We start from the raw sequence: 1,010 nt of genomic DNA, 5'->3' as shown, positions 1-1,010 counted from the left end.
ACAATGATCGCCGTATCGTGCCCGCCATTGCCGTGAATGTTTTTCGTATCGTCAGCAGCACTGATAACAAAAACGTCATCACCGGCACCACCAACATAGGTATTGCTCCCGGCGCCCCCAACCAGCCAGCTGCCGGTTTTTGCCGCAATCAGCGTATCATTGCCGCTGCCACCATACAGATTGCTGACTCCCAGTTGCTCCGCATTGAGGGTTTCATCTGTTTCACTCTGACTGGCGTAAGCCGTGGTCGTGATATCGTTGTGGGTGGAGGTCACTCGCGTACCGGTTCCCTCAGTACTCAGGGTATTGCTGACGGGGTCACCGAGAAAATCAACGGCCAGCACTTCCTGAGTTTTACCCTTGATAGTAAACGACCCACTGGCAACGACCTTATTCCCATCACGCACGTCTGTTTTGTCCGAAGCCCGGACGTTTATCTGAGTAATACCCCATTCCGCCAGTGTCTTGAGTTCGCCCGCATCGACTTTTGCATCGTGGGTGCCATCAACCCAGACCCGTAATTTACTCCAGATCGGATCACGTTCATCAATCACGCCGTCTTTGTTGGCATCTTCACTGGCTAAGGCCCCGAAACCCTCCTTGAATTTTTTTTCGCCCGCCGCACCGTTTATTCCGGCCTTGCCACCGTAGTATTCAGAAAACATCTGGCTGACATCTTTTATCTGACCGCGCCCATCGTCGATCACCAATATTCCCGTATTGCGATCCGCCCAACCGCTGCGCTTAAGCGTGCCACTGTTATCCATGTCGAACAGCACGCCGTCACGAATATCAGTCATGTGCACACCATTGCCGCTCAGATCCAATAACAGCGGGTCAACATAAGTGTTGAACGTCGTCATTGCCGATAAGCCGTTCAACGTCACAGCGTTGCGCAGGCTGGTGTCCTGTTTATTGCCATTCAAGGTCAGGTCGAGGTAGAACTGCGATAAATAGGCGTTGGGCCGGACATTGGGGTCGAGCTGCATTTCACCGGGACGAATGCCGCC

General features: G+C 53.2%; 1 pseudogene. It reads right to left on the bottom strand.

The annotated features are described in order from the left end of the window. Nucleotides 1-1,010 (bottom strand): annotated as a pseudogene (locus AM629_RS21205) (S8 family serine peptidase); the annotation flags it as partial.

The organism is Photorhabdus heterorhabditis (assembly GCF_001280945.1).
Lineage (GTDB): Bacteria > Pseudomonadota > Gammaproteobacteria > Enterobacterales > Enterobacteriaceae > Photorhabdus > Photorhabdus heterorhabditis.
Note: the sequence above shows the minus strand (reverse complement) of the source record. Positions and strands in the feature narration are given on the sequence as shown.